Here is an 18,305-nt window from a genome sequence, read left to right on the forward strand (position 1 = left end):
GGTGCGCAACGTAGCAGATGCCATCAAGGATGGATACGTATCACATGTGATATTTTTCCGGATCAGGAACCACTCGATCCCAGACTTGAAAAAGGTGCTGTCCGCAACCGCGAACAGCACCTTTTTCCCAGCGTGCGAATGACGCATTCAATGCCGCATCAGCTCTTAAACCGCCAGACTTTTGCTCACCACTTCGAACACATCCGAAGACAGCTCGCCGGAGCTGCGAATGCGCTCAAGCTCGGCCTTCATCAACGCCTGACGGGCGCTGTCGTACTTGCGCCAGCGGGTCAGCGGTGCCAGTTGGCGAGAAGCGATCTGCGGGTTGAAGCCATTGAGTTCGATCACCAGATCCGCCAGGAAGCGATAGCCGGAGCCATCCGCCGCATGGAAGTTGATCAGGTTCTGGCCGGCGAAAGCACCGATCAGGGCACGGACCTTGTTGGGGTTCTTGATGTTGAACGCCGGATGCTGCATCAGCTCCTTGACCCGTTGCAGTCCACCCGGCTGGGTGCTGCCCGCCTGGACGCTGAACCACTGATCCATGACCAGCGGGTTGCCTTTGAAGTTTTCGGCAAACACGGCCAGAGCCTTGGCGCGTTCTTCGGTAAATGGCGAGTTGACCAGCACCGCCAGGGCTGTCAGGCGTTCGGTCATGTTGTCGGCGGCATCGAACTGCTCGATGGCGGCCTCAAGAACCTGCGGCCTGGCGCTGAGCATCAGGTACGACAGCGCAATGTTCTGCAGGCTGCGACGGGCAAAATGCTCGGCTTCGGCGATGTAAGGCGTGGTTTTCGACAGGCTGCGATTGGCCTGATAACGCGACCACAGCGCATCGAACAGGCTGTCGGCAATCTGCTGACGCGCAAACTCGCGGGCCCCATGAATGGCATCGACATCCGCCACGTCGCTGATTTCAGTGAGGTACGCCTCGCCCGGCAGCGACAACATCTCGGCGACCATGGCCTGATCCAGTTGCTCGTCCGCCAGTACGGTGCCCAATGCCGTCACCAGACGCTGATCCATGACCAGTGGCTGACCTTGCTGATGCTGGGCGATCAACTCCTGCAGCACTTGCACTGACAGTTGCTGACCTGCCTCCCAGCGATTGAAGCCATCGCTGTCGTGCTGCATCAGGAACATCAACTGGTCGCGGTCGTAAGGGAAGCTGAGCTTGACCGGCGCCGAGAAACCACGCAGCAGGGACGGCAGCGGTTTTTCGGCGATATCGACAAAGGTAAAGGTCTGCTCGGCTTCAGTCACCGACAGCACGCGGGGAGTGCCGCTGGCCGATGCTTCACCGGACAGGCGCAAGGCAATCTCGCCACCCTGTTTGTCCAGCAGGCCCAGCGCGACCGGGATCACGAACGGCAGCTTTTCCTGTTTGTCCGGCGTTTGCGGGCAGCTCTGGCGGAAAGTCAGGCTGTAGGTGCGCGCCGCGCTGTCGTAGGACTCGCTGACAGCAAGACGCGGTGTACCGGCCTGGCTGTACCAGCGCTTGAACTGGGTCAGGTCAACGCCATTGGCGTCTTCCATGGCCTTGATGAAATCGTCACAGGTCACGGCCTGGCCATCGTGGCGCTCGAAGTACAGGTCACTGCCCTTGCGGAAGCCTTCGGCGCCCAGCAGGGTGTGGATCATGCCCACGACTTCGGAGCCCTTTTCGTAGACGGTCAGGGTGTAGAAGTTGGAAATCTCGATAAAGCTGTCCGGACGCACGGCATGGGCCATGGGGCCAGCATCTTCGGCGAACTGGTGAGTGCGCAGGTAAGCGACATCCTGGATGCGCTTGACCGTGGCCGAGTTCATGTCCGCCGAGAAACCGGAGTCGCGGAACACCGTGAAGCCTTCTTTGAGCGACAGCTGGAACCAGTCGCGGCAGGTCACACGGTTGCCCGACCAGTTGTGGAAGTATTCGTGGGCCACAATCGCCTCGACCCGCTGGTGAGCGGCATCGGTCGCGGTTTCGGCACGGGCCAGCACGGCACTGGAGTTGAAGATGTTGAGGCCCTTGTTCTCCATGGCGCCCATGTTGAAGTCGTTCACGGCCACGATCATGAAGATATCCAGGTCGTACTCGCGACCGTAGGTTTCTTCGTCCCAGCGCATGGACTTCTTGAGGCTGTCCATGGCGTGCTGGCACTTGTCGATGTTTTCCGGCTCGACATAGATGCGCAGGGTCACAACCCGTTCGCTCATGGTGGTGAACGTATCTTCGACACACCACAGGTCACCGGCTACCAGCGCAAACAGGTAAGCCGGTTTCATGAACGGGTCTTCCCAGGTCGCCCAGTGCCGACCGTCGTCTTCCTGGCCGCTGGCAATCGGGTTGCCGTTGGACAGCAGCACCGGGAAATCATGCTTGTCGGCGCTCAGGGTCGTGGTGAACTTGCTCATCACGTCCGGGCGGTCGAGGTAATAGGTGATCTTGCGGAAGCCTTCGGCCTCGCACTGGGTACAGAACATGCCGCTGGACTTGTACAAGCCTTCCAGCGCGGTGTTGGTTTCCGGGTGAATGCGCACGGTGCTGTCGACCGTGAAACGCTCAGCCTTGGGATGCAATGTCAGGTGGTCGGGCGTCAGCTCGTAATCGGCAGGACTCAGCTCGACATCGTCCAGTTGCAGCGACACGAGTTCCAGAAGCTGACCGTCCAGCACCAGCGGCGGCAAGCCAGCGCCACGTTCCGGGTTACGACGCATGACCAGTTGTGCGTGCACCAGAGAATGGTCGTCGAACAACTCGAATGTCAGATGCGTTTCGTCAATGAGGTACTCAGGCGCCTGATAGTCTTTCAGGTAAATCATTTTCGGTTGTTCAGTACGCATACTGGAGTCCTTATTACTGATGCACGGCCAGTTGATAGGCCGTGTACTTGCGAATATTGATCACGCCGGTATCGAAAATCAGGTATTGGCCCTTGATCCCCAGCAGCGTGCCCTCGGCAATGGGGTTCTTGTCCAGGTTGAAGCTGACGATCTTGGTCGGATACGCCTCGACCGGATACCGAAACTCCACAGGTTCGGCGTAATGCAGCAACTGGATGGCCTGCAGGCCGAATCGGCCTTGCAACGCCTGTAATCCGGCAGCGCAACTGTCGAACAGTTCCTGGCGAATGGCCTTGAGATCCACAGGCTGGGCATCGCCCTTGAGCAAGGCACGCCAGTTGGTACGGTCCGCAACCTGACTGCGCAGCAGGTCTTCGACGAAACCGGACTGCTGCCGGGTCGCCACACGCAGGATCGGCAGAGCCTGGCTCGCCCCCTGATCCAGCCAGCGGGTCGGCAACTGGGTGGCCCGGGTGATACCGACTTTCACGCCCGATGAATTGGCGAGATAGACGATATGGTCGGTCATGCAGAACTGCTCGCCCCAGGACGGGTCCCGGCAGGTGCCGTGCTCGTGATGGCACTTCTCCGGGCTCATGATGCATACGTCGCACTGGGCCAGCTTGAGCATGCACGGGTAGCAATAGCCCTGACTGTAGCTGGATTTGGTCTTGCGACCGCAATGGCTGCAATGGATGGTACCCAGGTACTCCAGGCGCACCGTCTTGCCGATCAGCGGGTTGACGGGGATTTCCTCATCGCCCAGCCGAAACGCATATTGCACGAACGACGCATCATCCTGACGCGCCGACATTTTGTTGACTGCTCCGCGACCAATCTCGATCAATGGATAGCATCCGACTTGAACAGGATATTGGCCACAGGCTCGGACTTGGACGCACATTCCTGCGGGCCCATGTAACCAATGCGCTGGTCTTCCGGCAGGTTCTGCGCTTCCCAGGCGATCAACGCCTGCAAGGACAACTCGCGCTGCTCCTGAGTGAGCTTGCGGCCATCGGACCACTTGCCGATTTCCACGGCCAGCTTCAGGCTCTCATAGATGTCCGGGGTGATGTTTTCAATCATTTCAACAAAAGAGGACATGCCGTACTCCAGAAAATAGGGGGTAATTCTAGGCTCTGCGGCGGGCAATGGCACCACCCACAAGACCTGTAAAACAACCAACGATCAGGCCACCGACATGGGCACCGTTGGCGATATCTCCAAAACCCAGCAGGCTCACCAGCCCGGACAGGCAGAGCACCAGCCAGACCAGCATCATGATCAGCACGCCACGAGGCATGCGATAGATCGGGTTGGGCGCCAGCCACTGGAAAATCCAGCAATGCCCCAGTAACCCGTAAAGAACACCCGACAACCCGCCAAACAGGCTCGGGCCACCAAAAACATATTGGACAGAGTTGGAGAACGCGGCGAACAGCAACGTCAGACCCAGCAGGTGCCAGCGCCCCTGGCGCAGTTCGATACGTCGTCCCAGCTCCCAGTACCACAGGCCGTTCATGGACAGATGCAGAATGCCGAAGTGGATCAGCATCGGGGTAAAGATCCGCCACCACTCCCCTGCTGCCAGACTGTCGGCAAGGGGCGTGAACATCGCGTATTCGCCCTGGACCTGAAAGTCCAGGAACGTCAGCCAGCGCACAGTATCGAGGTCATCCCCCAACAAGGTGAGCCCGGCAACGATCAGGGTCGCCAGCAGCACCAGGGCGGTCATCGGGCTGTTGCGCAACTGTTGAGCGAAGCCTGGACGTTTCACTTCGGTCAAAGCGGCGCCCGGTGGGAACTCATAAGTGTCGTCACCCTCCGGAAAGCGTGCGTACAGCGCGCGCACTTCTTCGGCCAGTTGCCCGACATCCGGTACCCAGAGCACTTGCTCACCCGCCTCTTCGCTGACCCGATGAGGAACGCCCAAACGCTGAAGAAAGCTGATGAAGCCTGTCAGATCGGTGCTCAAGGGCAATCGCAGAACGGCAACGGGGTTCATTGTGAAACCTCGGGACGCTGCACATCGACCCAGACGAATTTGCCTGGATCGATCTGTGTTTCCTGATCCAGTCGGTACGCGACCAGCTTGCCGTAGAGCACGGCACTGTAATCCAGGCAGGCCAGGTTGGGACGGATCGGAGCCGGTATGCCGCTGCGCCAGTAATGGCCAACAAACAGCAATGGCTCGTCGATGCCATAGCGCAGCAGAGCGTTCTTTTCCGAAGTGGACAACGGCGTCTTGGCCACGCCTTCAGGCAAGGCGTCGGGCTGGAACACCACGTCGCCATAAGTCTGTGGGTCGTCTTCCCAGAATTTGGTGCGGAAGAAGGCACGGGACAGGCCATCGCCACCGGTCAGGGTCAAGCCATGGGGCAGCCGCATGTCAGTGCCGCGCAACAGACGGTTGAAAACGCCACTGGCAAAACTGCCGGGCACCGCCGAAGCCTGGACGAAATGCTTGTCGATGCAGCCATTGCCGTGCAGACCACGCAGCGGCTCGATCAGGCTTGGGTCCCAGCAGGCATGAACCACGCGGAAACGGCCAGCATCAATGTACAGTGGCAGCTCGTAGAACCACTGGACAAATTCGTTCCACTCCGCCGGATACTGCTCGAACTGCGCCAGCGTTTCGCCGATCAGTCGCGCATGACGCGGCGTGTGCTCACGCACGAAGCGCTGGCTGCCTTCGGGCAGGGCCGGTGTCACCCAGCCCAGCGCATTGAACTCATGGTTGCCCATGATGCAATAAGCCTGACCTGCCTGGACCATATCGCGCACGATATGCAGCGCTTCGCGAATCCGCGGGCCGCGGTCAATGATATCGCCCAGGAAAATCACCTTGCGTTCAGGGTGACGCCAGACGCCCGCCTGGAAACGGTAACCGAGCAACTCCAGCAAGTGCTCAAGGGTATGAGCACAACCGTGCACGTCACCGATCAGATCGTAGCCACGCGCAGGATCAAGCATCAGTCTCCTCCGGCGCCGAGTCTGCTGCCCCAGCCGAGCTTGGTGCGGCAGACTTCGTAATAGTTGTGATCCAGCGGATGAATCAGGCGCAGTTTCTGGGATTTCTTGCTGACGGTAATGGTATCGCCCGGAGCGCAGGTGAAATGGTTCTGGCCATCACAGGACACCTGGGGATAGATGGTCATGTCCTTGGACACCACGATTTTCAGCTCGCTGTTGCCGTCGACCACTATCGGCCGACCGGACAGCGTGTGCGGGTACATGGGCACGATGACGATGGCGTCGAGCTTGGGGTGCATGATCGGCCCGCCTGCCGACAGCGCGTAGGCGGTCGAGCCGGTCGGCGTGGCGACGATCAGGCCGTCAGCCTTCTGGCTGCAGACGAACTGGCCATCGATATAGATCTCGAACTCGATCATCCGCGTGGACTTACCAGGGTGCAGCACCACGTCGTTGAGTGCATCGCCCTGACCAATCGCCTCGCCATGGCGACGGACTTCGGCCTGAAGCAGGAAGCGGTTTTCCACCAGATAGTGGCCTTCCAGCACTTCAGCGACTTTGACTTCCAGCTCGTCAGGACGGATATCGGTGAGAAAGCCCAGGCTGCCACGGTTGATGCCCAGTACCGGAACATTGTGCTTGGCCAGCGCCCGCGCCGCGCCCAACAGGCTGCCATCGCCGCCCACCACAATGACCATGTCGCACACTTCGCCGAGCATCTTGCGCGACGAGGTCTGCAGACCGTGGCCGGGCAGCACTTCAGCGATGGTGTCTTCCAGAATGACGTGCAGATGCCGGTCCAACAGGAATCTCTTGAGTCGGCGAACGGTATCGAGCACCTGGACACTGCCCAGACGACCGATGATGCCGATATTGCGAAATTGCTCCATGGGGCTCCTGCTGCGGGTTCGATACGGCTTCAAAGAAAGGGATTATGGGCGAAAGGGCCTGGTAGCGGCAATGTATGCACTCTAAAACCGTGCGCGGGGCCTTGGCCGTACTTCACTTCGCGAATGAATTCGCTTGTACGGGGGGATGGGGGCTATTCTCGGTGCATGACTCTATTTCCCGACCTGATCGACCTCCCTCGCCAGTTGCGCCATCCAGAGGTGCGCGACCTGGCCTGGGTCATCCTCGCGCCGCCCATGCTCGATGCAACGCCATGGCCGCAACGTCATCCATTGACCGGCAGCGACTGGGTACAGCACCCCGATCAACTGGCAGACTTCCTGTATCAACTGGATCGGGACAGTTCCCCGCTGGAACACTGGCTGTCGCTCAGCGCGACGCGCAGGCTGGGGCTTTACTACGAGCGGCTCTGGCAGTTTGCGGTGCATCATGCGCCGGGTGTAGAGATCATCGCCGCCAACCTGCCGATTCGTCTGGAAGGTCACACTCTGGGCGAACTGGACATGCTGCTGCGCGACCGCGATGGCGTGCATCACGTGGAGCTGGCCATCAAACTCTATCTCGGGCCGCAGGACGGCGACGGCAGCGACGCGGCGCAATGGCTCGGCCCTGGGTGCCATGACCGGCTGGACCGCAAGCTCACCCACCTGAGCCAGCATCAACTGCCGATGTCCGCACGCCCGGAAAGCCGGGCTACGCTGTCGGCGCTGGGTATCGAAGACTTCACTGCCGAGCTGTGGCTGGGTGGCTATCTGCTTTATCCCTGGCCGGGACAGGCACACTCACCCGCAGGTGCCCATAGCCAGCACCTCAAGGGGCGCTGGCTGCATCAACGAGATTGGGAGGAGTTCATCGAACAAAGTCCGACGGGGCGCTGGCAACCTTTGCCCCGTCATGCCTGGCTGGCACCGGCGCATTACGCTCAGGCCTGGAGCCATGAGCAATTGCAGGACTGGCTTACCCGGCTCGACCCGCTGGCTCCGGCGCAACTGCTGGTGCGTCTGAATCAAAACCCGCAGGGCGAGTGGGAAGAAACCGAGCGGCTGTTTCTGGTGTCGGACATGTGGCCAAATCTGGCCGACACCAGTAACGCCCTCAGTTCAGTGGCCGTTTCGACACCGCCGGTCTGATCACTTGGTCTTGGGCAGGAAGAGGGTCAGGATGCCGAGCAACGGCAGGTACGAACACAGGTTATAGACGTACAGAATGCCGTGGCTGTCAGCCAGATAACCCAGCAACGCCGCGCCGATCCCGCCAAAGCCGAACATCAGGCCAAAGAAGATACCGGCGATCATGCCCACATTGCCCGGCACCAACTCCTGCGCATAAACAACGATGGCGGAAAACGCCGACGCCAGGATGAAACCGATAATGACGCTCAGGACGCTGGTCCAGAACAGATCGGCATAAGGCAGCGCCAGGGTGAAAGGTGCCGCGCCCAGAATCGAAAACCAGATCACTTTCTTGCGGCCAATCCTGTCGCCAATCGGGCCGCCAAAGAACGTGCCCGCCGCCACTGCGCCCAGGAACAGGAACAGATGCAGTTGCGAGCTGGCCACCGACAGGTCGAACTTCTCGATCAGGTAGAACGTGAAGTAGCTGGTGAGGCTGGTCATGTAGAAGAACTTGGAAAACACCAGAAACGCCAGAATGCCCAGAGACAGAATCACCCGCTGTCTCGACAGGCCGTGTGTCGCCGCCTGACCGGCCTTGAGTTTGAACAGGTTCAGGTGCGCCCGATACCAACGGCTGATGGCGTACAGCAAGCCCAGGGAAAACAGGGCAAACAGGCCGATCCAGGCCACATTGCCCTGACCGAACGGAATGATGATCGCAGCCGCCAGCAACGGGCCGAACGCCGAACCGGTATTGCCGCCGACCTGGAAGGTCGATTGCGCCAGCCCGAAACGCCCACCGGAAGCCAGCCGTGCAATACGCGAAGCTTCAGGGTGAAAGGTCGATGAACCGATGCCGATAAGCGCCGATGCCAACAGGATCAGCGGAAAACTGCCCACCATCGACATCATCACAATACCGATCAAGGTACAGATCGAACCCAGTGGCAGGACCAGCGGGTTGGGATGCCGGTCGGTGTAATAGCCGACCCAGGGTTGCAGCAGCGAGGCCGTGATCTGAAAGGTCAGGGTAATGAGCCCGATCTGGGTGAAGCTCAAGTCATAGCTGGCCTTGAGCATTGGGTAGATCGACGGCAGGATGGCCTGGATCAAGTCGTTGATCAAATGCGCCAGGGCAACCGCGCCGATAATGCGCATCACCAGTGGGCTGCTCTGCGGAGTCGTCGAAGCCGCGGGAGTGCCGGGCTGAGCGCTGATCGCCATACATTTCATCCGTAAAAATGGTTTTGGAATACCCTCATTCTGATATTACAAAATGTGTCATATCGAGACGGGGTCGCCAATTTGCCATTTTTCAGGGCATCCGTGCCATTTTTTATTGCTCTTTTGCGATGAGCTTCGTGAACTCCAGACAACAGTGAGTTCATTCGTGAACCAGGTCGCCCGTTTCTCGATGCCCTGCCACGTCATGCAGGGAAATCTTCGAAGTCTCTGGTAACGCCAGGCCACCCACCAATGCCAGAGCCGCCACCGCAATCAGATAAAAGGCTGGCGACAGGTTACTGCCAGTGGTGCTGATCAACCAGGTCGCCACCAACGGCGCGGTACCACCGAACAGGGTGTAGGCCATGTTGTAGGTGATGGCCGAGGCCGTGTATCGGGTACGAGTCGGGAAGGTTTCCGAAAGCAGCGCCGCCGTGACCACGCCACACAATACCGCGCCGACAGCCAACAGCATTACCCCGAAAATCGAAGCCGCGAACGATCCCGAACTGGCCATCAGGAAAGAAGGAAACACCACCAGCATCAGCAAGACACAGGCCGTAACCACAGTGGCGCGTCGCCCGACCCGGTCGGAATAAGCACCGGCCAGCGGACAGATCGCAGCGGCAAACAACAAGGCGATCAACGACACCAGCAACGCCGTGGCCCGACTCAAGCCACCGGCCACTTGCAGGTAGGTCGCGAAGTAAGTGGTGAACATATAGAACGACAGCGCCGTCAGGGAAATGAACGCCCCCAGGCAGCAAATGGCCCCGCCATGGTTGCGCAGGGTTTCCCTGAGTGGCGAATGGGCCACCGCATGTTCCTGTGCCACCGCCTGGAACGCCGGGGTTTCGTCCAGCCTCCAGCGCAGGTACACACCGACCAGTCCCAGGGGTGCCGCAATCAGAAACGGCAGGCGCCAGCCCCAACTACCCATGGTTTCCGCCGACAATGACGCCTCCAGCGCATAGGCCACCACGGCGGCGGCAGCAAAGGCCGAGAAGGTCGAAACCGGCAGAAAACTGCCGTACCAGGCACGCTGATCCTGCGGAGCGTGCTCCATCAGATAGGCACAGGCACCGGCATATTCACCGCCCGCCGAAAAACCCTGGGCGCAGCGAATGATGGTCAGCAGAATGGGAGCGGTCACACCAATGGCCGCATACGTGGGCAACAGACCAATCAGGGTCGTGGCACCCGCCATCAACAGAATGGTGATGGCCAGCGTACGCTTGCGACCGATCCTGTCACCGAGCATTCCAAAGAAAATCCCGCCCAGAGGCCGGAAGGCGAAGGCAACGGCAAAGACCGCGAAGGTTTTCAGCAACGCAGCACTGGTGTCGGTACTGGGGAAGAACTGCAAAGCGATGGTGGTCGCGAGAAATCCATAGACCGCAAAGTCGAACCATTCGACAAAGTTACCCAGCGCGGCCGCCACTATGACCTTTCTCAAAGTCGCAGGATCGACCTGCTCTACGACGGTAGTTGTCATGCTGACCTCGGCCATTGATGGGGGAATGGACCGATTATCAGGACAGTGAATGGAAGGCTTTACTCTGAAAGTGTCATCCACATAGTCAGGGACGACGCCCGGCCTCAGGACATCATTGCCCGCCGACCTTGCAGGCCGCCGGTGTGAACGAAAATCAGGCGAGTGCCCGGAATGAAGCGCCCGGCTGCCACTTCATGGTGCAGGGCCAGCAGCGCTTTACCGGTGTAGAGCGGCTCCAGCGGAATACCGCTTTGCGCTTCACTGCCGGCGATAAACGCCAGCAGATGCGCATCGGTTCTGGCAAATCCGCCGCGACTGGCATCCAGCAATTGATATCCCGAAGGCACGCCCACCAAGGCCGACACATTGCGGGCAACGCCATGATCATCCGGAACCGCCAGCGCACCATATACCGGGTGAGCGCCCGCCTCCGCCAACACCAGCCCGGCCAGAGTGGTTCCGGTACCCGCCGCCAGCCACCAGGCGTGATAATCCTCCCAGCCCAAGGACTGCAACGGCTGTTTTATCAAGCCCAGCAATCGGGCACAGCCCAGCGCGCCGGGCATGCCTCCTCCACCTTCGGGGATCGGATACAGCTCGGGATACTGCGCCTGCCATGGCGACCAGAACCCCTCGTCATGCCGTGCGCGGTAACCGGCATAGCCCAGCCAGTGCAATTGCATCCCGAAGGCTTGCAGATCAAGCACCGTAGGCGTCTGCTGCTCATGGCCGCGCAACAGGCCCACCGTGGGAAAACCGAAACGCCTGCCCGCCGCAGCCAGCGCATGCAGATGATTGGAATGAGCGCCACCCAGGCTGATGACACCCGCCGCGCCCAACTGAACCGCACAGGCCAGATGCTCGGTGAGCTTGAACCACTTGTTGCCGCTGATCAGGGGATCGATCAGGTCCAGTCGCAGGATTGCGACTTCGATACCTGCCCGTTTCAACCAGGGCAGGTTCAGGAGTTCGAGCGGGGCGGCAGGATGCCAGGTCAGTGCAGAGGCCAGCATGAAAAGACCAGAAATGAGGGGACGGGACGAAGTGTACAGCTTTTGTATACCGCTGGGCCTTGGTCCCCACACTCAGCAACTTGCAGACATCCCGATCACTCGACCTTGAACCCAGGCTTGCCGTTTTCGGCTCGCCACTGCTTGATGGTATTCACGATGCCTTCTGGAGAAGAGTCTGCATCTGGCTGCGGGTAATAGATAAGATCACTCCCGTCGGGATGCTCGGTAACATTCTCAAAATGGATAACCCATCGCCCATGCTCAGCCTCACTCATCGCATTGACTGCACAAATGTCACTCACAAAACGGATAAACTCCAATTCGGAGTCATCCTCTAAGTGCCTTTCAACTCCGCCATGTTTCACCTCCGAATGCAATTTAATATAACGTGCGGGGGTAAGAATACGCATATTATCCAAATCATAAACAGCGCCTCCGTTAGATATAAAATCTACATAATGAATCTCAAACACCTTCCTTTCACCGACACTTTGCTTCTTCGGAGTATATGGAGCATAGCCCTTCTGCATCAGTACCTTATTTTCCGAAGAAAACTGACTTACGAGGAGTTCATCCTCCGCTACCAGCTTCCAGAAGGCCTCTCTAAAGCGTGAAAAATTACTGAACTGCTTACTTCGGTATAGGAGCTCCTTCACCCTCTGCCAGTGATCCTAACCAGTGACCTGCAACAGTCTGCCCCTCTCCGCTCACGACTTCTGGCATATTTCCAGGACTCTGGAAAACCACGTAAAGTGCAGACAGTCCAGAATCAGCAGAAAATATAAAAACATAATCACCGATCTCGACATCATCGAGTTCCGGATAGGTGTCAATCCTGCCAGCAACAGGTATCAATGTGGCACCGCTATACACTGACACTTGAGGTGTATCGACAGGTAGTGCATTAGAACTGTTGCCTGGATCGGCTATTGGCGTCCAGATCAGGGTCTTGGACGGTATATCCGGCGTCGAGGCCGAGTAAACATTCTGTACAGAATCATATACCGCAGCGACAACCCGCACGTTTCTCGATGTGACTCCTGTGCAAAACGGCGCTTATAATCTGCTTCATGAGAAGTTTGGGCAAACCAATGAAGTTCTCTGGGACGGGGGTGACCGTTCATAAGACGGATAACTACATCCATTTGCTGCTTATGACTCAACGACAATGGATCAGTCCCATAAAATCGCTCCGCCTCCGAAGAAACCTGTTGGATTTCAGCTCTCTTTTTTCCATAAGCTGTCCGCGCAAAATCAACTCACGCTGAATCCCTTCGATCGTATTTGTGTCTTGAATAATGCCCCCACGAGCGACACTGAGTTCTTGACCAAGAGCTGAATCAAGCAAAGCCAGACTGGTTTGAAAGCTTTTCTCCCAATCCAGGAGGGTGTGATACATGAAAAGTCCAAACCGCATAGCTTCAGGTATCGCGGGCGCTGACGCTCCCGTTGAGCGTCCAAGACTAAAATCCACAGTCGGAGGCTGCGCCCCACTATAAATAGGCGGCAGTGTTATTTGTTTCCTTGGCATTAATTATCCTTAAAACAACGGGCCAGCTCCCTGAACACAGGACTTCAGGCACGTATAAAAATGCATCCATGCAGTTATTAAAATTAAACAGACCAATAGAGAAAAGACCACCAAACAAAATCCGTTTAAACACCACACAAGAAAAATGTAAAGCAACATCAAAACAAGATCAATACAATTTATTGCAAGCAAGAACCACAAATATAAAGTTTGATTTTTTGAAAAATCAAAATCAGACACGCCGCAACTGGCCGTAGGAAACACCCGAAGCCAAGACAGTATTTTCGCACCAAAAAGAAAAGGCGCTTGCGCGCCCTTTCAACTAAAAAGAATGGCTCAGTTCAAAATTACAAGGCCGCAGCCAGTCGCGATCCCTGATCGATCGCCCGCTTGGCATCCAGCTCGGCAGCGACATCCGCGCCGCCGATCAGATGGACGCTCTGCCCCGCCGCGACCAATCCGTCATACAACTCGCGCAACGGGTCCTGGCCGGCACAGATGACGACGTTGTCCACTGGCAGCAGTTTTTCTTCGCCCTCGCCAATACGGATATGCAGGCCGGCATCGTCGATTTTCAGGTACTGCACACTGTTGAGCATTTGCACCTGTTTGTTTTTCAGGCCGGTGCGGTGTATCCAGCCGGTGGTCTTGCCCAGGCCATCGCCGACCTTGGTGTCCTTGCGCTGCAACAGGAAAACCTGACGCGCCGGAGCGTGGACCTCGGCCTTGATGCCTGCCACACCGCCACGCGCCTGCAGGCTGGTGTCGATGCCCCACTCCTTCCAGAAGGCATCACGATCCTGGCTGGTGGAGACGCCCTGATGAACCAGAAACTCCGACACATCGAACCCGATCCCGCCCGCACCGATCACTGCCACGCTATGGCCCACCGGCTTGCGTTGCAGGATCACGTCCAGATAGCTCAGTACCTTGGGGTGATCGATGCCGGGAATGGCAGGCGTACGAGGCGCGATGCCGGTGGCAAGCAGCACTTCGTCGAAACCGCCATCCAGCAGATCCTGCACGGCAACACGTGTCTCAAGACGCAACTCGACACCGGTGTTTTTCAGTTTGTGCTTGAAGTAGCGCAAGGTTTCATAGAACTCTTCCTTGCCCGGTATGCGCTTGGCGATGTTGAACTGGCCGCCGATTTCACTGGCCGAGTCGAACAGCGTCACCTGATGCCCGCGCTCTGCCGCCACGCTGGCAGCAGCAAGGCCAGCAGGCCCCGCGCCCACCACTGCGACTTTCTTGACCTGCCGCACTGGCAGGTAATTGAGTTCGGTTTCATGGCAGGCACGCGGGTTGACCAGACAACTGGTGAGTTTGCCGCCAAAGGTGTGGTCCAGGCAGGCCTGGTTGCAGCCGATGCAGGTATTGATCTCCTCGGCACGGCCAGCGGCAGCCTTGTTGACGAACTCCGGGTCAGCCAGAAACGGTCGGGCCATGGACACCATGTCGGCATCGCCTTCGGCCAGAATCTGCTCGGCGATTTCGGGCGTATTGATGCGGTTGGTGGTGATCAGCGGGATCTTCACGGCACCGCGCAGCTTGGCCGTGACCTTGCTGAAGGCACCACGCGGCACTTTGGTCGCGATGGTCGGGATGCGTGCTTCATGCCAGCCAATCCCGGTGTTGATGATGGTCGCACCGGCCTGCTCGATGGCCTTGGCCAGGGTCACGATTTCTTCCCAGGTGCTGCCACCTTCCACCAGATCCAGCATCGAAAGGCGAAAAATGATGATGAACTCAGGCCCGACGGCTTCACGCACCCGGCGCACGATTTCCACCGGCAGGCGCATGCGGTTTTCGTAGCTGCCACCCCAGCGGTCGGTGCGGTGGTTGGTCTGCGCGACCAGGAACTGGTTGATGAAATAGCCTTCGGAGCCCATGACTTCAACGCCGTCGTAGCCAGCGCTTTGGGCCAGGGTCGAACAGGTGACGAAATCACGGATCTGCTTTTCGATGCCTTCCTCGTCCAGCTCTCGCGGCGTGAACGGGTTGATCGGTGCCTGGATGGCGCTGGGAGCGACCTGATCGGGGCTGTAGGCGTAACGCCCGGCATGCAGGATCTGCAGGCAGATCTTGCCACCGGCCTCATGCACCGCCTCAGTGACGACGCGATGTTGCTCGGCCTCTTCAGGCGTGGTCAGTTTTGCAGCGCCCTTGTAAACACCGCCTTCCTTGTTCGGCGCGATACCACCGGTGACCATCAGCCCTACGCCACCCCGGGCGCGCTCGGCAAAGTACGCCGCCATGCGCTCGAAACCTCCGGGCCTTTCTTCAAGGCCGGTATGCATGGAGCCCATCAGGGTCCTGTTGCGCAGGGTCGTGAAACCCAGGTCCAGCGGGGCCAGCAGGTGCGGATAGCTCGTGGCGGTCATGGGGCGCTCCATCGGTTTCATCACGTAAAACGAAGGCATCTCTGTGCCCTCTTGTTGTAGTGCAGGCTCATTGTGCGGCCTGTTCATGACATAAACAGTAAAGAGCCGCTTCGTCTCGCTCAATGACCGAAAGTGACAAGTTATTGATCCAAACGTGCAGGCAGGCTAGTGTCCTGTCTTGATCGGACCTTGATAGCCTTTTATGCGTAAATTCTTCGGCATCTGCCTCATCCTGGCGAGCATGGCAGCTCTGGTCAGTTATGGCCTCTGGACCCAGCAACGCCCGCAGGGACATTACCTGTCCGACCTGCGCATTCATCTGGCCATCAACGAAGGCCAGCCGGGCGAGCGCGGCAATCTGCTGGGAATCGAACCCGAGCTGTTCCCCACCGACTACCAGAATCCCCAACGCCTGCACCGCAAGCTGGCGGCGTATCTGCAACATGCACGCGAGCTGGGCCTGATCAATGCCCGGACCATTGTGATTCTGCCGGAGCATGTAGGCACCTGGCTGTTCGTGTCCGGGGAGAAGAACGAACTCTTCCAGGCAAGCGACCGGGATGACGCCATGAGCTGGCTGCCCTGGAGCAACCCGCTGCAATTCATCAAGGCTTTCGTCCAGGCCACCGGCGAGAACCGGCTGGAGGATACCTATCTGCGCATGAAGGCCAGCAGCATGGCGCAGAACTATCAAACCCTGTTCGGCGGTCTGGCCAGGGAGTTTGGCGTCACTCTGGTGGCAGGCAGCATCGTGTTGCCGGAGCCCCGTATCGAAGAGGGTCAACTGCGCATCGGCAGTGGCGATCTGTATAACAGCAGCCTGGTCTTTGGCAGCGACGGCCTGCCGCTCGGTCAGCCTCAACGCCAATTGTTTGCGAGCCACTATCAGCACGATTACGTCGAAACACAAAGTCGTGCGCCTCTGAGCGTCATCGACACGCCGGCAGGTCGTCTGGCCGTGCTGATCGGCAGTGACAGCTGGTATCCCTCCAATTACGCACGCCTGAATGAAAGTGGCGCCGAGCTGATTGCAGTGCCTGCCTTCGTGCCCGGCAAAAGCAGTTGGGCCGGTTCATGGCGCGGCTTGCGGGACAAGAGTGAAAACCCTGACACCGACCTCAAGCCCGGAACGATCAGCGAAGGCGAGGCCTGGCACCAACTGACCCTGACCGGTCGCAAACCCGACAGTAACGCCCGGGCCGGGATCAGCGTGTTCCTGCATGGGCAGTTCTGGAATCAGGGCAGCTCCGGACAAGGCTTTGCCAGTGACAACGGGCAGATCATCGACGAGCAACAGGTGGAAAACAGCGCCATGAGCGGTGCCCGCCTTATCAATATCTGGCTCTGAACATGCCTGACTTGACGCTGCGCCTCGGGGATCTGTCAGTGGGCTTTATCCAGAGCCTGGGAGATGCCGTGCGCAGTTTCGGCCATGATCCGGCCCCGCTTCTGGAGCAATATGGACTGGACACGGCGCGCCTGAGCGAAGCCGGCGCACGCCTGTCGATCCCGCGCTATATGCGCCTCGGGTATGCGGCCATCCAGCTCACCGGGCAACCGGGACTGGGTTTGCGCATGGGTCAACTGAGTCGCCTCAGTCAGCTCGGGCTGGCGGGCGTCACGGCAGCCCAGGCACCGAATGTGCGGGAAGCGGCGCGTGTCCTGAGCCGTTTCGAGGCGCTGTATGGCTCCAACTATCGCGGTCAGTCCAGCTTTCATGAAGATGCAGAAGGTGCCTGGCTGCGCTTCTACTCCATCAGCCCTTACAACGCCTATAACCGCTTCGTAGTGGACTCGATTCTCTGTGCCTGGATAAGCAACCTGTCTGCCCTGGCCGCCAGCCCTTTGCGCGCTCAGCGGGTCGAGATCGAATTCGAAACGCCCGGCTATGCCGCCGACTACAGCGTCATGAGCGACAACCCGGTGATCTTTGGCGCGGCGACCAACCAATTGCGTCTGGATCAAGCCAGCCTGGCGCTGCGCAATCCCGACCATTGCCCGAGCACATGGCACCACTTGCTGCAATTGTGTGAAAAGGAACTGGAACAGCTGACCCGCACCCGCAGCCTGCGTGAGCGCATCATTCAGTTGTTGGGACCGTTATTGAACGGTGGAAGGGAACCGGATCTGGAGGAAATCGCAGCACGGCTCAAGCTGCCGACCTGGACACTGCGCCGAAAACTGGCCGATGAAGGCACCCGCTTTCGCACCATCCTCAATGACACTCGCCGTGATCTGGCGATGACTTACATCCGCGACACTGAACTGGCGTTCGGCGAGATCGCGTACCTATTGGGTTTTGCCTCGGCCGAAGCCTTTCAACGCGCCTTCAAACGCTGGAACAGCCAGACTCCGGGAGAGTTTCGCCGCAGCCAGCGTCAAAGCGCCTGACGCCCTTCACAGTTCGGTGGCGTCGTCGGAGGGCTCCAGCGGGTCCAGTTCAAAGGCGCGGGATTCCAGCAGTTCTTCTTGATACTCGTCCATCGTTTGAGTCCTTTTGCGTGATTGATTACATGGGTGGAAACACTGAAATAACTGACCACAGCCACCACAGTAAAGTGCCAATGTGAATAAAAATGTTACGCCTTATAAAAATACGAGCACTGCCCAGAGGAATTTAGCGCACTCAATTCACCCTTGACTTGGCAGCACCTCCCGCCATAACCTCCGACTCATGAACTCAATCAAGCAAAACTTCGGCCAGATTATTATTACCGTCATTCCAGTCATGGCGGGTTAGCCGACGTTTGCAAAAAACCCGCCCTGGAGGCGGGTTTTTTCTGTCTCCCGGGCTACTTTCAGCACCAGGAGTCAGACATGATCATCATCCAACGC

General features: G+C 58.5%; 16 protein-coding genes. 3 read left to right on the plus strand and 13 right to left on the minus strand.

All coding sequences use genetic code 11. The features are described 5' to 3' along the window. Nucleotides 1-165 precede the first annotated feature (165 nt). From pepN to KGD89_RS16995, 6 genes are read right to left on the minus strand one after another with little or no spacing between them, the layout of a single operon-like run. On the minus strand, nt 166-2,826 hold the full coding sequence (pepN, locus tag KGD89_RS16970; protein ID WP_025260967.1) for an aminopeptidase N: 2,661 nt from the start codon (nt 2,824-2,826) through the stop codon (nt 166-168). A 13-nt stretch (nt 2,827-2,839) separates the two neighbouring features. Beyond that, a complete protein-coding gene (locus KGD89_RS16975; protein WP_025260968.1) occupies nt 2,840-3,673 on the minus strand; it encodes a DUF2797 domain-containing protein in 834 nt (277 codons plus the stop codon). After that, nucleotides 3,670-3,930, minus strand: coding sequence for a YeaC family protein (locus KGD89_RS16980; RefSeq protein ID WP_025260969.1), 261 nt, complete (start codon nt 3,928-3,930; stop codon nt 3,670-3,672). The genes KGD89_RS16975 and KGD89_RS16980 overlap by 4 nt, the downstream gene beginning before the upstream one ends. 28 nt (nt 3,931-3,958) lie before the next feature. Further along, nucleotides 3,959-4,831 (minus strand): rhomboid family intramembrane serine protease, encoded by an 873-nt coding sequence (locus tag KGD89_RS16985; RefSeq protein WP_025260970.1) that lies wholly within the window; start codon nt 4,829-4,831, stop codon nt 3,959-3,961. Further along, the gene (locus KGD89_RS16990) at nt 4,828-5,799 is read right to left on the minus strand and encodes a metallophosphoesterase (RefSeq protein WP_025260971.1); all 972 of its coding nucleotides are present in this window, start codon (nt 5,797-5,799) and stop codon (nt 4,828-4,830) included. The genes KGD89_RS16985 and KGD89_RS16990 overlap by 4 nt, the downstream gene beginning before the upstream one ends. Continuing rightward, entirely contained in the window at nt 5,799-6,689 is an 891-nt protein-coding gene (locus KGD89_RS16995) for an NAD(+) kinase (protein WP_025260972.1), read from the minus strand. The genes KGD89_RS16990 and KGD89_RS16995 overlap by 1 nt, the downstream gene beginning before the upstream one ends. A 165-nt stretch (nt 6,690-6,854) precedes the next feature. Here KGD89_RS16995 and KGD89_RS17000 point away from each other — a divergent pair, with 165 nt between their 5' ends. After that, entirely contained in the window at nt 6,855-7,838 is a 984-nt protein-coding gene (locus tag KGD89_RS17000; protein ID WP_025260973.1) for a DUF1853 family protein, read from the plus strand. Here the strand turns inward: KGD89_RS17000 and KGD89_RS17005 are convergent, their stop codons facing one another. The 7 genes from KGD89_RS17005 to KGD89_RS17035 form a co-directional block, all read right to left on the minus strand. Then, nucleotides 7,839-9,047: an MFS transporter gene (locus tag KGD89_RS17005; RefSeq protein ID WP_025260974.1), complete on the minus strand. Its 1,209-nt coding sequence runs from the start codon at nt 9,045-9,047 to the stop codon at nt 7,839-7,841. It abuts the gene before it with no gap. A gap of 160 nt (nt 9,048-9,207) precedes the next feature. Further along, nucleotides 9,208-10,542 (minus strand): MFS transporter, encoded by a 1,335-nt coding sequence (locus KGD89_RS17010; protein ID WP_025260975.1) that lies wholly within the window; start codon nt 10,540-10,542, stop codon nt 9,208-9,210. A gap of 104 nt (nt 10,543-10,646) precedes the next feature. Next, complete coding sequence (locus tag KGD89_RS17015) at nt 10,647-11,555, minus strand: 1-aminocyclopropane-1-carboxylate deaminase/D-cysteine desulfhydrase (protein ID WP_025260976.1); 909 nt, start codon at nt 11,553-11,555, stop codon at nt 10,647-10,649. Nucleotides 11,556-11,650: 95 nt separating this feature from the next. Next, nucleotides 11,651-12,211, minus strand: a complete 561-nt coding sequence (locus KGD89_RS26230) for a bacteriocin immunity protein (RefSeq protein ID WP_338108984.1) — start codon at nt 12,209-12,211, stop codon at nt 11,651-11,653. Next, entirely contained in the window at nt 12,186-12,578 is a 393-nt protein-coding gene (locus KGD89_RS17025) for an S-type pyocin domain-containing protein (protein WP_074568962.1), read from the minus strand. The genes KGD89_RS26230 and KGD89_RS17025 overlap by 26 nt, the downstream gene beginning before the upstream one ends. A 136-nt stretch (nt 12,579-12,714) precedes the next feature. Beyond that, complete coding sequence (locus tag KGD89_RS17030; protein WP_143008699.1) at nt 12,715-12,954, minus strand: hypothetical protein; 240 nt, start codon at nt 12,952-12,954, stop codon at nt 12,715-12,717. A 479-nt stretch (nt 12,955-13,433) separates the two neighbouring features. Beyond that, nucleotides 13,434-15,470, minus strand: a complete 2,037-nt coding sequence (locus KGD89_RS17035; protein ID WP_025260978.1) for an NADPH-dependent 2,4-dienoyl-CoA reductase — start codon at nt 15,468-15,470, stop codon at nt 13,434-13,436. Between the two features lie 202 nt (nt 15,471-15,672). Between KGD89_RS17035 and KGD89_RS17040 the strand changes: the two genes are divergently transcribed. Then, nucleotides 15,673-16,818: a nitrilase-related carbon-nitrogen hydrolase gene (locus KGD89_RS17040; RefSeq protein ID WP_025260979.1), complete on the plus strand. Its 1,146-nt coding sequence runs from the start codon at nt 15,673-15,675 to the stop codon at nt 16,816-16,818. 2 nt (nt 16,819-16,820) lie between these two features. Further along, nucleotides 16,821-17,861 carry an AraC family transcriptional regulator gene (locus tag KGD89_RS17045; RefSeq protein WP_025260980.1) on the plus strand — a complete coding sequence of 347 codons (1,041 nt, stop codon included), beginning with the start codon at nt 16,821-16,823 and terminating at the stop codon, nt 17,859-17,861. Nucleotides 17,862-18,305: the final 444 nt, after the last annotated feature.

This window comes from Pseudomonas cichorii (assembly GCF_018343775.1).
In the GTDB taxonomy this organism is placed as follows: Bacteria; Pseudomonadota; Gammaproteobacteria; order Pseudomonadales; family Pseudomonadaceae; genus Aquipseudomonas; species Aquipseudomonas cichorii.

Coding starts and splice junctions, on each gene's coding strand:
- pepN (WP_025260967.1), bottom strand. CDS start 2,826: ATGCGTACTGAACAACCGAAAATGATTTACCTGAAAGACTATCAGGCG.
- KGD89_RS16980 (WP_025260969.1), bottom strand. CDS start 3,930: ATGTCCTCTTTTGTTGAAATGATTGAAAACATCACCCCGGACATCTAT.
- KGD89_RS16985 (WP_025260970.1), bottom strand. CDS start 4,831: ATGAACCCCGTTGCCGTTCTGCGATTGCCCTTGAGCACCGATCTGACA.
- KGD89_RS16990 (WP_025260971.1), bottom strand. CDS start 5,799: ATGCTTGATCCTGCGCGTGGCTACGATCTGATCGGTGACGTGCACGGT.
- KGD89_RS16995 (WP_025260972.1), bottom strand. CDS start 6,689: ATGGAGCAATTTCGCAATATCGGCATCATCGGTCGTCTGGGCAGTGTC.
- KGD89_RS17000 (WP_025260973.1), top strand. CDS start 6,855: ATGACTCTATTTCCCGACCTGATCGACCTCCCTCGCCAGTTGCGCCAT.
- KGD89_RS17005 (WP_025260974.1), bottom strand. CDS start 9,047: ATGGCGATCAGCGCTCAGCCCGGCACTCCCGCGGCTTCGACGACTCCG.
- KGD89_RS17010 (WP_025260975.1), bottom strand. CDS start 10,542: ATGACAACTACCGTCGTAGAGCAGGTCGATCCTGCGACTTTGAGAAAG.
- KGD89_RS17015 (WP_025260976.1), bottom strand. CDS start 11,555: ATGCTGGCCTCTGCACTGACCTGGCATCCTGCCGCCCCGCTCGAACTC.
- KGD89_RS17030 (WP_143008699.1), bottom strand. CDS start 12,954: ATGTATCACACCCTCCTGGATTGGGAGAAAAGCTTTCAAACCAGTCTG.
- KGD89_RS17035 (WP_025260978.1), bottom strand. CDS start 15,470: ATGACCGCCACGAGCTATCCGCACCTGCTGGCCCCGCTGGACCTGGGT.
- KGD89_RS17040 (WP_025260979.1), top strand. CDS start 15,673: ATGCGTAAATTCTTCGGCATCTGCCTCATCCTGGCGAGCATGGCAGCT.
- KGD89_RS17045 (WP_025260980.1), top strand. CDS start 16,821: ATGCCTGACTTGACGCTGCGCCTCGGGGATCTGTCAGTGGGCTTTATC.